A 12,621-nucleotide genomic window follows, 5' to 3' on the forward strand; every position below is an offset into this window, starting at 1 on the left:
ATACGTGAAAGTGTGCCGGACTCGATCACCGGAACCCCCGCCGCCCCCGGAGGCGGCCCACCCTCGGTGGTGGTGCGCTCAGGCCAGGTCGAGTGCCCGGGCCGCCGCCATCGGGTCGTTCGCGATGGTCAACGGGGCCGGCGCGGTGGAGATCGCCCACTCCGGGTCCTTCAAACCGTGACCGGTCACCGTGCAGACGACGGTCGAACCGGGCGGCACCGCGCCCGCGGCGGCCTGCTGGAGCAGACCGGCCACGCTGGCCGCGCTGCCCAACTCGACGAAGACCCCGACCTCCCGGGCGAGCAGCCGGTACGCCGACAGGATCTCCCGGTCGGTCACCGCGGCGATCAACCCACCGGAGGTGTCCCGGGCGTCCAACGCCTTGGTCCAGCTCGCCGGGTTGCCGATCCGGATCGCCGTGGCGATCGTCGACGGCTCCGGCACCACCTTGCCGGTCACGATCGGAGCCGCACCGGCGGCCTGGAAGCCGTACATCTTCGGCGTCCGGGTGGTGGTGCCGGCGTCCCGCTCCTCCGCGTAACCCATCCAGTAGGCGGAGATGTTGCCGGCGTTGCCGACCGGCAGGCAGTGGATGTCGGGCGCGTCACCGAGCGCCTCGACGATCTCGAACGCGGCGGTCTTCTGGCCGTGCAGCCGGTCGATGTTCACCGAGTTGACCAACGCGACCGGGTGATCCTGGGCCAGCTTCGCGGCGAGTGACAGGCAGTCGTCGAAGTTGCCGCTCACCTGCAGGAGCTTCGCGCCGTGCACCAGCGCCTGGGCGAGCTTGCCCAGTGCGATCTTGCCCTGCGGCACCAGCACCGCACAGGTCAGCCCGGCCCGCGCCGCGTACGCCGCGGCGGAGGCGCTGGTGTTGCCGGTGGAGGCGCAGATGATCGCCTTGTTGCCCGCCTCGACCGCCTTGGACACCGCCACGGTCATGCCGCGGTCCTTGAACGAGCCGGTCGGGTTGGCGCCCTCCACCTTCAGGTGCACGTCGCAGCCGAGCCGGGCGGACAGCACCGGCGCGGGCAACAGCGGGGTGTTCCCCTCGTGCAGCGTGACGACCGGCGTGGCCGCGGTGACCGGCAGCCGATCCCGGTACGCCTCGATCAGACCCCGCCACATGTCGTTCTCCTCGCCTCTGCCACCGCGCCGACCTCGTCGGGGCCACCTTGGACCAGCCTTGCGCGGCTGTCGATGGCACACCCCGGCTTACCCACCTGGCGGGACGCCCGAGCCCGTCCCGTCGACGGTCCAACGACTCAGGCGCCGCCCTCGACCCTCAGCACGCTCGTCACCGACCGGACGATGTCCAGGCCGCGCAGCTCGCCCACCGTCGCGGCGAGCGCGGCGTCCGGTGCCACGTGGGTGACGATGACCAGCTCGGCGTCGCCGTCGCGGCTCGCCGGCCCGCCCGCCGAGCCCTGCCGCACGGTCGCGATCGACACGTCGTGCCGGGCGAACACGCCCGCCACCGAGGCCAGCACACCGGGGCGGTCGGCCACGTCGAGGCTGACGTGGTAGCGGGTCAGCGCCTCACCCATCGGCCGCACCGACAGGTCCGCGTACGCACTCTCGCTGGCCGCGCGCACCCCGGCGAGGCGGTTGCGGGACACCGCGACCACGTCACCGAGCACCGCGCTGGCGGTCGGTGCGCCCCCGGCGCCCCGGCCGTAGAACATCAGTTGCCCGGCGGCGTCCGCCTCCACGAAGACCGCGTTGAACGCGTCACCCACGCTGGCCAGCGGGTGGCTGCGCGGAATCATCGCCGGGTGCACCCGCACGCTGACGGTCTCCCGGCCAAAGGTGTCGACGCCCCGGGCCGCGATGCAGAGCAGCTTGATCGTGCAGCCCATCGCCTGGGCGCTGGCCATGTCCGCGGCGGTCACCTCGGTGATGCCCTCCCGGTGCACGTCCGCCGCGCCGACCCGGGTGTGGAACGCCAGCGAGGCCAGGATGGCCGCCTTCGCCGCCGCGTCGAAGCCCTCGACGTCGGCGGTCGGGTCGGCCTCCGCGTACCCCAGTGCGGTCGCCTCCTCCAGCGCCTCGGCGAAGCCGGCGCCGGTCGCGTCCATCGCGGAGAGGATGAAGTTGGTGGTGCCGTTGACGATGCCGGTGACCCGGTTGATCCGGTCACCGTGCAGCGACTCGCGCAGCGGGCGCAGCAGCGGGATGGCCCCGGCCACCGACGCCTCGTAGTAGAGGTCGCCGCCGCCCTCGGCCGCCGCCTCGTGCAGGGCCACGCCGTCCTCGGCGAGCAGCGCCTTGTTGGCGGTGACCACGCTCTTGCCGGCGCGCAGCGCCTCGACCAGCCAGCCTCGGGCCAGCTCGATGCCGCCGACCACCTCGACCACCACGTCCACGTCGTCGCGCTTGATCAGGCCGAGCGCGTCGGTGGTGAACAGGCTCTCGTCGACCGGCAGGTCACCCCGGTCCCGGCCGAGCCGTCGTACGGCGATGCCGGCGATCTCCAGCGGAGCGCCGATCCGGGCGGCCAGGTCGGCCGACTGCTCGTGCAGCAGGCGGACCACCTCCTGGCCGACCGTGCCGCAGCCGAGCAGCGCCAAGCGCACAGGTGACGTCATCCAACATCCAATGCGAGCAGGTCCTCTTCGGTTTCCCGCCGGACGATCAGGCGCGCCTGGCCGTCGCGTACCGCGATCACCGGTGGCCGCGGCACATGGTTGTAGTTGCTGGCCATGCTGCGGCAGTACGCACCGGTGCCGGGCACCGCGACAAGATCTCCGGGCTGCACGTCGGCGGGCAGGAATTCATCCTTCACCACGATGTCCCCGGACTCACAGTGCTTTCCCACCACGCGGGCGAGCAACGGCTGCGCGCCCGAGGCCCGCGAGGCCAGCGTCGCCGAGTAGGACGCGTCGTAGAGGGCCGTCCGGATGTTGTCGCTCATCCCGCCGTCGACGCTGACGTACGTCCGGATGCCGTCGAGGGTCTTGACCGTGCCGACCTCGTAGAGGGTGAACACGGCCGGCCCGACGATGGCCCGGCCCGGCTCGATCGACAGGTGCGGCACGGCCAGGTTCTCCGCCGCGCACTCCGAATCGACGATCTTGCGTAGTCGCTTGGCCAGGTCCTGCGGGGTGGCCGGGTCGTCCTGGGTGGTGTACGCGATGCCGAAGCCGCCGCCCAGGTCCAGCTCGGGCAGCTCCACCCCGCGTGCGTCGCGGATCTGCGCCTGCAGGGCGAGCACCCGGCGGGCCGAGACCTCGAAGCCGCTGGCGTCGAAGATCTGCGAGCCGATGTGCGAGTGCAGACCGCGCAGCTCCAACACGCCCTCATCGAGGATCTTGAACGCGGCGTTGGCGGCGGCACCGCCCGCGAGGGAGAAGCCGAACTTCTGGTCCTCGTGGGCGGTGGCGATGAACTCGTGGGTGTGCGCCTCGACGCCCACGGTGACCCGGACCAACACCCGGGGCCGCACCCCGCGCTCGCGGGCCAACGCGGTGAGCCTGTCGATCTCGGTGAACGAGTCGACGATGATCCGGCCCACCCCGGCGTCCAACGCCCGGCCCAGCTCGGCTACCGACTTGTTGTTGCCGTGGAAGCCGATCCGCTCCGGTGGCATCCCGGCCGACAGCGCGGTGGCCAGCTCACCTCCGGTGCAGACGTCCAGGTGCAGGCCCTCCTCGGCGATCATCCGGACCACCGCCCGGCAGAGGAACGCCTTGCCCGCGTAGAACACGTCCTCGGTCGGGAAGGCCGCCCGGAAGTCGCGGCAGCGCGACCGCAGGTCGGCCTCGTCGAGGACGTACACCGGGGTGCCGAACTCGGCCGCGATGTCGCGGACGCTCAGGCCCGCGACGGCGAGCGCGCCGTCCGCGCCGCGCGTCACGCTGCGCGGCCACAGCGTCGGCAGCAGGGCGTTCACGTCCTCCGGGGTACGCAGCCAGGCCGGCCCCCGGTTGTTGATGTCCGCGTGCAGCGCACCGGCCTCGTGAGCGCGCATCGTGTTACATCCTCTCCGGGGCGGAGACGCCGAGCAGGTGCAGGCCGTTGGCGATCACCGTGCGGGTGGCGTTGTTCAACCAGAGCCGGGCACGGTGCAGGTCGGTGACCTCCTCGTCGCCCAACGGCAGCACCCGGCAGTTGTCGTAGAACCGGTGGTAGGAGGCGGCGACGCTCTCCTCCAGGTAGCGGGCCACCCGGTGCGGCTCGCGCAGCTCGGCCGCGGTCGCCACCACCGCCGGGAACTCGGCGAGCGCCTTGAGCAGCTCGTTCTCCTTCTCGTGGTCGAGCAGGTCGGGGCGGAACGCGTCGGCGTCGCCCGGGACCAGCCCCACCTCGGCGGCGTTGCGGGCCACGCCCGCCGTCCGGGCGGCGACGTACTGCACGTAGTAGACCGGATTGTCGCGGGTCGCCCGCGTCCACAGCTCGATGTCGATGTCGATCGGGGAGTCGCTGGAGTAGCGGGCCAGCGCGTACCGGGAGGCGTCCACGCCGATCGCGTCGACCAGGTCCTCCAGGGTGATCACGGTGCCGGCCCGCTTGCTCATCCGCATCGGGGCGCCGTCGTGCAGCAGGTTGACCAGCTGCCCGATGAGGATCTCCAGGTTGCGCTCCGGGTCGTCGCCGAAGCACGCCGCCATGGCCTTCATCCGGCCGATGTAGCCGTGGTGGTCGGCGCCCAGCATGATCACGACCCGCTCGAAGCCGCGCTCCCGCTTGTCCAGGTAGTAGGCGCAGTCCGCGGCGAAGTACGTCCACTCGCCGTTGGACTTGCGCAGCACCCGGTCCTTGTCGTCGCCGAAGTCGGTGGTGCGCAGCCAGGTCGCGCCCTCGGACTCGTAGAGGTGCCCCTGCGCGCGCAGCCGGTTCAACGCCAGGTCGAGTTCGCCCCGGTCGTGCAGGTCCTTCTCGTTGAAGTAGGTGTCGAACTCCACCCCGAAGTCGCGCAGCGAGGAGCGGATCTCGTCGAACATCAGCGCGACACCCTCGACCCGGAAGACCTCCTGGGCGGCGTCGTCGTCCAGCGACCGCACCTCCGGCCGCCGGGCCTGCACCTCGGTGGCGATCTCGGCGATGTACGCCCCGCCGTAGCCGTCCTCCGGCGCGGCCTCACCCTTCGCGGCGGCCAGCAGCGACCGGGCGAACCGGTCGATCTGCGAACCGGCGTCGTTGAAGTAGTACTCCGTGCCGACGTCGGCCCCGGTGGCCCGCAGCAGCCGGCTCAGCGCGTCGCCGACGGCCGCCCAGCGGACCCCGCCGATGTGCACCGGGCCGGTCGGGTTGGCCGAGACGAACTCCAGGTTGATCTTCTCGCCGGCCAGGCGGTCGCTGCGACCGTACTCCGCGCCGGCCTCGACGATCACCCGGGCGAGCTGACCGGCGGCAGCGGCGTCGAGCCGGATGTTCAGGAAGCCCGGCCCGGCGATTTCCACCGATTTGACACCCGCTGCCCGGCCCAGCTCGTCGGCCAGGGCCGTCGCCAACTCCCGGGGCGGAACGCCCACCTTCTTGCTCAACTGCAGCGCGAGCGTCGAGGCGTAGTCGCCGTGCTCGGGGTTGCGCGGTCGCTCCACCACAGTGCGCTCCGGCAACGCGGCGCGGTCGAGCCCGCGCTGGTCGAAGACGGCGTGTGCGGCGGCAAGGACGACCGAGGCTAGTTCTGCAGGAGTCACCCAACCATGTTATCGGGGGTAGACTCGGGCACTCGGCGGCTCCCCTGCGCGTCATCCGGCCCGCCACTCCCCTGACCGACCGACTTGACGAGGCACGATGAGCATCAGCACCCCGGGTGGCCCGGAGCGCCGCCCGACCGTGGTCAGCACCGGCAAGAAGCCGGCAGCGGGCCGGCCTGCGTCCGGCGCCAAGGCCGGTTCCGGCAAGCCGACGGGCAAGCCGGCGGGCTCCCCCCGATCCGGCGGCAAGGGCCCGCGCAAGCCGGTCACCCCGGTCAAGGTGACCCAGGGCCGCGCCTGGGGCCCGATCGCGCTCTTCGTCGCGGTCGGCGTGCTGGCGGCCGGCATCATCGGGTACGGCGCCTGGGCGTCCTTCCAGGGCTCCAAGCCGTGGGACAAGCGGGCCAACGCCATCGACGGCATCGCCAACATCCGCAAGTCCGACCCCGACAGCCTCAAGTACGAGTCGCACAAGTCGGGCCCGCTGACCTGGAAGTACTCGCCGCCGGTGGGTGGGGTGCACAACGCCGCCTGGCAGAACTGCATGGGCGACGTCTACGACGCCCCGATCGCCAACGAGCACGCGGTGCACAGCCTGGAGCACGGCGCCGTCTGGATCACGTACCGGCCGGACCTGCCCCAGGACCAGGTCGACAAGCTCGCCGGCAAGGTGCGCGGCGTCGAGAAGACCTTCATGAGCCCGTACGAGGGCCTGGACAAGCCGATCTCGCTGCAGGCGTGGGGCTACCAGCTCAAGGTCGACAACGCCGACGACTCGCGGATCGACGAGTTCATCAAGGACCTGCGGGTCAACGCCTCGGTCGAGGGCCCGACGGCGCTCTGCAACACCGGCATCACCGCCACCGGCACCACGCCGCGTGAGCTCCAGCAGCAGCCCACCCAGTAAGGACCCCGATGACCGCCCCCACCACCACCGACAGCGAGTACGACGACACCCCGACCGTCCCGGACGAGGGCGGTCGGGCCCCGGCGGCGCGCTACGGCGTGTCGGCGCTCGCCATCATGGTGGTGGTGGGGCTGCTCCTCGGGTATGCGGGCGGCCTGCTCACCCCCCGGCTCACCCGACCCGGTGACGCGTCGGTCGAGGCGGGCTTCGCCCGGGACATGACGACCCACCACGCGCAGGCGGTGGAGATGAGCCTCATCGCGTACCGGTCGGCCACCCTCCCCGAGGTGCGGCAGATCGCCGTCGACATCGCCACCGGGCAGCAGGGCGAGATCGGTGCCATGCAGACCTGGCTCCGCGAGTGGGGCCTGAGCCCGACCGGCTCGCAGCCGCCGATGTCGTGGATGTCCGACGGGGCCACCCTCAAGGACGGCCTGATGCCGGGCATGGCCACCCCGGCGCAGATGACCTCCCTGCGGGACGCCCAGGGCATCGAGGTCGACAGGCAGTTCCTGACCCTGATGTACGCCCACCACCTGGGCGGCATCCACATGATCGACGCTGCGCTCGACGTGACGGACAACGACGAGGTGCTGCGGGTGGCGAAGACCATGAAGGCCACCCAGCAGACCGAACTGAACAACCTCCGGCAGCTCCAGGCGCAGGCAGCCAAGGGCTGATCCGACCGGCCGAGGCAGCACCGGTCTGCGTCATCCCGAGGCCGATCTCGTCGAGGTCCGCAAGATCCACAAGATCTACACAAGGTCGCCGATGTGGCGGTGTTCCGGACATCCGGACACCGCCACATCGCCGATCCGCCACGAGCCTGCGCCGAGGCGAGTCGCGCGGGGTCCGGCAGGCCGGGCGGGGTCTGGCAGCAGGTCTGCGCGGTCCGACAGGGCCTGTGCGGCCTTGATCCACTCCAGATCGGCGAACTGGGGGTGTCCTGCGGTGTTGGTACCCCGACATCGCCGACATGGAGTGGATCAAGAGCGGGGCACGGCGCTCCTGGCTTGATCGATCACCCCCGAGGGGCACTTGAGGGTAGTTGTCCGCTTATGTCCGCCTTGGTCGATTCGAGCGGTCCAGGCGATTACGCTGCTTAGAGAGTTTTCTCCACACATATCGTGACCAGTTGCGATTCGGGCTCGTTGCCCAAGACGTGGGGGTTGCACTCAGAGACGCACGGCGTTCGGTGACCAGTTGGTGCCGACGCCACACCATCGGTGGTGACGGGGCGGTGGCAGCCGTCCGTCGCGGACAGCGGCAGGGCGAGCCGGGAATGCTCAGCCGCGAACAGGAACTCGAACTGATCGACGCGCTGCGGGGCGTCCACCCGGACGAGTTCGGGCTGGACGAGGAGCTGTGGACGAGGCAGAGCCTCACCACGCTCATCCAGCGGCGCTTCGACCTGCCGCTGGAGCCCGGCGCCGTCGGGGCGTACCTGCGGGCCTGGGGGTTGGGTCCGCGCGAGCCACGCGAGCGCGCCTGCGGGCTCTGCGTCAGTGCGGTGGAGCGCTGGGTCCGCAGCGAGTACCCGGCGATCACCCGGGCCGCCCAGGAGCACCTCGCGGAGGTCTACTGGATCGGCCGGGTCCGGCTGCGCGGCACGATGCCGGCCGCAGACGTGATCTCGGCGGTCTCGTCCCGTGGTCGGGTGCGCTTCATGATCACCACGCCGACGGTGGACCCGCCGCTCCCCCGCGACTTCGTGCTGCGGCTCAGCGGCGAGGAGCAGCGCACCGTACACCTGATCGTGGACGGTTCCTGGCCGCGCAACGAGTGGCCGCGCCGGCTCCCACGTCGGATCGTCCTGCACCCGCTGCCCAGCTGCGGCCGGGCGGTAGCGGCCTGACCGCCGGGCGGTAGCGGCCTGACCGCCGGGCGGTAGCGGCCTGACCGCTGGGGCGGGCCGGTCGTCGACACGATCGGCTCACCCGATACCGATTCGGCGTACGGAGGGGAGGTTTGCTAGTCTTCTCCAGTCGCTGAGCCCCCGTAGCTCAGGGGATAGAGCACCGCCCTCCGGAGGCGGGGGCGCAGGTTCGAATCCTGCCGGGGGCACACTTGCTAAGAAAGCTCCACCAGCACCAAAGGCCTTTGACCAGGGAAACCCCGGTCAGGGGCCTTACTCGTATGTCCGGCCGCGTCCGGCCATGGCGGCCGCCCTCGTGAAGGGGCCTTGGTTCCCGGGTTCTTGCATCCGTGACCCGGCATGATCAAGATGTCGTCATGCTGTTTCTCGGACTGATCCTCGCCGCACTGGCCGGAGCCGTCGCGGCGACGATCCTCGCCGTCCGTGGGCTCAGAGCGGTGTTCCGGAGGCAGTCGGGGCGACTGTGGGCCGCAGCGCTCCTCGTCGGCGCGGGGGCCGTCGCCGTGTACGCCTGGGGCCTGCTCAACCTCGGCTACGCGGTGATGCGCGCGGAGGACGGCGGAACCGGCGCCTCCCCGATCGAACCCTGCCGGGAGGTCGGGCCGCAGGTGGCGAGCATGGTCGACGGGTACGGCGTCAGCCTTTTTCCGATGCACTTCGAGTGCCACCTCACCGGCGGCGGGTCGTACGTCACCTCGTCGGTGCCCGGGTACGTCACCCCGGCCACTGTCGCCCTCGGGCTGATTGCCGTCGTCTGCGCAGCCCTCGCGAGCAGGACGGCAGAGAAGACCCGACCGCCTGTCGCCTGAACCGGAGACCGTCAGCCGCAAAGCCGGAGAGGCAGACGGGCCCGCACCGGATCGTCAGCCGCCGACGTACGCCGCCAGGTGTTCGCCGGTGAGGGTGGAGCGGTTGGCGACGAGGTCGGCGGGGGTGCCCTCGAAGACGATCTGGCCACCGTCGTGGCCGGCACCGGGGCCGAGGTCGATGATCCAGTCGGCGTGCGCCATGACCGCCTGGTGGTGCTCGATGACGATCACCGACTTCCCCGAGTCGACCAGGCGGTCGAGGAGGCCCAGCAGTTGCTCCACGTCGGCCAGGTGCAGGCCGGTGGTCGGCTCGTCGAGGACGTAGACGCCGCCTTTCTCGGCCATGTGGGTGGCCAGCTTGAGGCGTTGCCGCTCGCCGCCGGACAGGGTGGTGAGCGGTTGACCCAGGCTGAGGTAGCCGAGCCCGACGTCGGCGAGCCGGTTGAGGATGGCGTGCGCGGCCGGCGTACGGGCGTCACCGGCGCCGAAGAACTTCTCCGCCTCCGTCACCGACATCGCGAGCACCTCGCTGATGTCGCGACCGCCGAGGCGGTACTCCAGCACCGACGCCTGGAACCGCTTGCCCTCGCAGTCCTCGCAGGGTGCGGCGACGCCGGCCATCATCCCCAGGTCCGTGTAGATCACGCCGGCGCCGTTGCAGCTCGGGCAGGCGCCCTCGGAGTTGGCGCTGAACAGCGCCGGCTTCACACCGTTGGCCTTCGCGAACGCCTTGCGGATCGGGTCCAGCAGCCCGGTGTACGTGGCCGGGTTGCTCCGCCGCGAGCCACGGATCGCGCCCTGGTCGATCGACACCACACCCGCACCGGGAGGGATGGACCCGTGCACCAGGGAACTCTTGCCGGAGCCGGCGACCCCGGTCACCACGACGAGCACTCCGAGGGGTACGTCGACGTCGACGTTCCGGAGGTTGTTGGCGGTCGCGCCACGGATCTCCAGCTTGCCGGTGGGCGTGCGGACCTTCTCCTTGAGGGCCGCCCGGTCGTCGAGGTGGCGGCCGGTGATGGTGCCGCTGGCGCGTAGGCCCTCCAGGCTGCCCTCGTAGCAGACGGTGCCGCCGTCGGTGCCGGCGCCGGGCCCGAGGTCGACGACGTGGTCGGCGATGGCGATGGCCTCCGGCTTGTGCTCCACGACGAGCACGGTGTTGCCCTTGTCGCGCAGTTGGAGCAGCAGCTCGTTCATCCGCTGGATGTCGTGCGGGTGCAGCCCGATCGTCGGCTCGTCGAAGACGTAGGTGACGTCGGTGAGCGACGAGCCGAGGTGGCGGATCATCTTGGTGCGCTGCGCCTCACCGCCGGAGAGGGTGCCCGACGGCCGGTCCAGCGAGAGGTAGCCCAGCCCGATCTCCTCGAACGAGTCGAGAAGGTGTTGCAGCCCGGCCAGCAGCGGGGCCACCGACGGCTCGTCGATGCCGCGCACCCAGGCGGCGAGGTCGCTGATCTGCATCGCGCACGCGTCGGCGATGTTCTTACCCTTGATCTTCGACGACCGGGCCTCCTGGCTGAGCCGGGTGCCGGCGCACTCGGGGCAGGTCGTGAACGTCACCGCCCGCTCCACGAAGGCGCGGATGTGCGGTTGCAACGCGTCGATGTCCTTGGAGAGGAAGGACTTCTGGATCGACGGGATGAGGCCCGCGTACGTCAGGTTGATGCCGTCGATCTTGATCTTGGTGGGCTCCCGGTGCAGCAGGTCGTGCTGCTCCCGCTTGGTGAACTTGCCGATCGGCTTGTCCGGGTCGAAGTAACCGCAGCCCCGGAAGATCCGGCCGTACCAGCCCTCCATGCTGTAACCGGGGATCGTGATCGCACCCTCGTTGAGCGAGAGCTTGTCGTCGTAGAGCGCGGTCAGGTCGATGTCGGTGACCGCGCCCATGCCCTCACACCGGGGGCACATGCCACCGAGTCGGGTGAAGGTCGCCTTCTCGGTCTTCGTCTTGCCGGCACCCCGCTCGACGGTGATCGCGCCGGTGGCCTTCACCGAGGGGACGTTGAAGGAGTACGCGTTGGGCGAGCCGATGTGCGGCTGCCCGAGCCGGCTGAACAGGATGCGCAGCATCGCGTTGGCGTCGGTGGCGGTGCCCACGGTGGACCGGGAGTTGGCGCCCATCCGCTCCTGGTCCACGATGATCGCCGTCGTCAGACCGTCCAGCAGGTCGACCTCGGGGCGTGCCAGCGTCGGCATGAAGCCCTGCACGAACGCGCTGTACGTCTCATTGATCATCCGCTGCGACTCGGCGGCGATGGTGCCGAACACCAGCGAGCTCTTGCCGGAGCCGGAGACACCGGTGAACACCGTCAGCCGCCGCTTCGGGATCTCGACGCTGACGTCCCTGAGGTTGTTGACGCCGCCGGTGGCGCTGCTGCCCCGGCCGAGGAGGAGAAGGACGAGTTCGACGTCATCACCACCGACCGCCCGGCCGACCCGACTCCGGACCGGACCGCACCCGAAACGCCGGTGACGCGTGGCCCGAAGCCGCGAGCCAGCCTGCTGGCCACCCTCGGCCTGATCGTCTCCGTCGCCGGTGCGCTGTTCGTACTGACCGGGACGCTGGCCGGGTACGGCATCGGGCTCGGCGCGTTCGGCGCGGTGCTCGCGGTGCTCGGCCTGATGGCCACCCGCCGTCGGCACGTCGCCGGCACCACCGACGCGCTGTTCGGCGTGCTCATCGGCCTGGCCGCGGTGGTGATCGGGGTGCTCGCGATGACCGGCCAGTTCGACTGGCCGACCACCGACGGCGACTGGGTGCAGCGCTTCCGCGAGTGGCTTGACTCACAGTTTGTCGACCGTTTCTAGCGGGCACTGTTCCGCTCGCCGGTGATGCACCGGCAAACGCCGGCGGTTCGCCGGCAGCCCGAACGACCCGGTGGTTCACCGGCCGGGCAGACACCCTTTCAGGGGCGGCGGTTCGCCGCCCCTGAAGTGTTTCCGGCCCCCGCCCCGCCCCGCCCCGCCCGCGATCTCCCCGCAACGCCCAAGATCCGCACAACATCGGGGACATTGCCGCCTCCCGCACGTCCGAGGCAGCAACATCTGGGAAGTTGTGCGGATCTTGGGCTCGGTTGCGGGGGTCTCGGGTGGTTGATCGACACGGCTTCGGCGATGTCGGGTTGTCCCGGTCGCTCCGACAGCGGCCGCGCACCCCGATCACGCGCCACGGCCGCGCGCCCGATCACGGGCCGTGAACCCCGGCCAGGACCCCTCCCACCGGCGCGGGACACGCTGGCGCAACGAATCACTCCTCGGTGTCGCCTAGACGCAACGAATCTTCGGGCTGCGCAACTCTCAGCGGTGGATCCTGCCGGTGGCGGCGCATAACGTTGAGCAACGGCGCCAGCCCGTGGGCCACGGTGGCCGGGCGCGCCCGACCCC

At 70.9% G+C, this 12,621-nt stretch carries 9 protein-coding genes, 1 tRNA gene and 1 pseudogene; 6 read left to right on the plus strand and 5 right to left on the minus strand.

From position 1 onward, the window contains the following. Window positions 1-78 precede the first annotated feature (78 nt). From thrC to argS, 4 genes are all read right to left on the minus strand, one after another. Window positions 79-1,128, minus strand: coding sequence for a threonine synthase (thrC, locus tag O7616_RS00005; protein ID WP_282305100.1), 1,050 nt, complete (start codon window positions 1,126-1,128; stop codon window positions 79-81). A gap of 137 nt (window positions 1,129-1,265) precedes the next feature. Further along, window positions 1,266-2,576 (minus strand): homoserine dehydrogenase, encoded by a 1,311-nt coding sequence (locus tag O7616_RS00010; protein ID WP_282307788.1) that lies wholly within the window; start codon window positions 2,574-2,576, stop codon window positions 1,266-1,268. 8 nt (window positions 2,577-2,584) lie between these two features. Beyond that, on the minus strand, window positions 2,585-3,970 hold the full coding sequence (gene lysA / locus O7616_RS00015; protein WP_282256901.1) for a diaminopimelate decarboxylase: 1,386 nt from the start codon (window positions 3,968-3,970) through the stop codon (window positions 2,585-2,587). A gap of 4 nt (window positions 3,971-3,974) precedes the next feature. Beyond that, window positions 3,975-5,642, minus strand: coding sequence for an arginine--tRNA ligase (gene argS / locus O7616_RS00020; protein WP_282305102.1), 1,668 nt, complete (start codon window positions 5,640-5,642; stop codon window positions 3,975-3,977). 97 nt (window positions 5,643-5,739) lie between these two features. Between argS and O7616_RS00025 the strand changes: the two genes are divergently transcribed. The 5 genes from O7616_RS00025 (at window position 5,740) to O7616_RS00045 (ending at window position 9,234) form a co-directional block, all read left to right on the plus strand. Then, a complete protein-coding gene (locus tag O7616_RS00025; RefSeq protein ID WP_282305103.1) occupies window positions 5,740-6,549 on the plus strand; it encodes a DUF3105 domain-containing protein in 810 nt (269 codons plus the stop codon). Window positions 6,550-6,557: 8 nt separating this feature from the next. Beyond that, window positions 6,558-7,229 carry a DUF305 domain-containing protein gene (locus O7616_RS00030; protein ID WP_282305104.1) on the plus strand — a complete coding sequence of 224 codons (672 nt, stop codon included), beginning with the start codon at window positions 6,558-6,560 and terminating at the stop codon, window positions 7,227-7,229. A 482-nt stretch (window positions 7,230-7,711) separates the two neighbouring features. Then, complete coding sequence (locus O7616_RS00035) at window positions 7,712-8,404, plus strand: winged helix-turn-helix domain-containing protein (RefSeq protein ID WP_282256897.1); 693 nt, start codon at window positions 7,712-7,714, stop codon at window positions 8,402-8,404. A gap of 137 nt (window positions 8,405-8,541) precedes the next feature. Further along, window positions 8,542-8,613, plus strand: a tRNA-Arg gene (locus tag O7616_RS00040). A gap of 168 nt (window positions 8,614-8,781) precedes the next feature. Further along, window positions 8,782-9,234, plus strand: coding sequence for a hypothetical protein (locus tag O7616_RS00045; RefSeq protein ID WP_282305105.1), 453 nt, complete (start codon window positions 8,782-8,784; stop codon window positions 9,232-9,234). A gap of 54 nt (window positions 9,235-9,288) precedes the next feature. Here O7616_RS00045 and O7616_RS00050 read toward each other — a convergent pair. Then, window positions 9,289-11,592, minus strand: a pseudogene (locus tag O7616_RS00050) (excinuclease ABC subunit UvrA); the annotation flags it as partial. A gap of 114 nt (window positions 11,593-11,706) precedes the next feature. Here O7616_RS00050 and O7616_RS00055 point away from each other — a divergent pair. Beyond that, on the plus strand, window positions 11,707-12,045 hold the full coding sequence (locus tag O7616_RS00055) for a hypothetical protein (protein ID WP_282307815.1): 339 nt from the start codon (window positions 11,707-11,709) through the stop codon (window positions 12,043-12,045). The last annotated feature ends 576 nt before the right edge of the window (window positions 12,046-12,621 follow it).

It is taken from the genome of Micromonospora sp. WMMD964 (genome assembly GCF_029581455.1).
In the GTDB taxonomy this organism is placed as follows: Bacteria; Actinomycetota; Actinomycetes; order Mycobacteriales; family Micromonosporaceae; genus Micromonospora.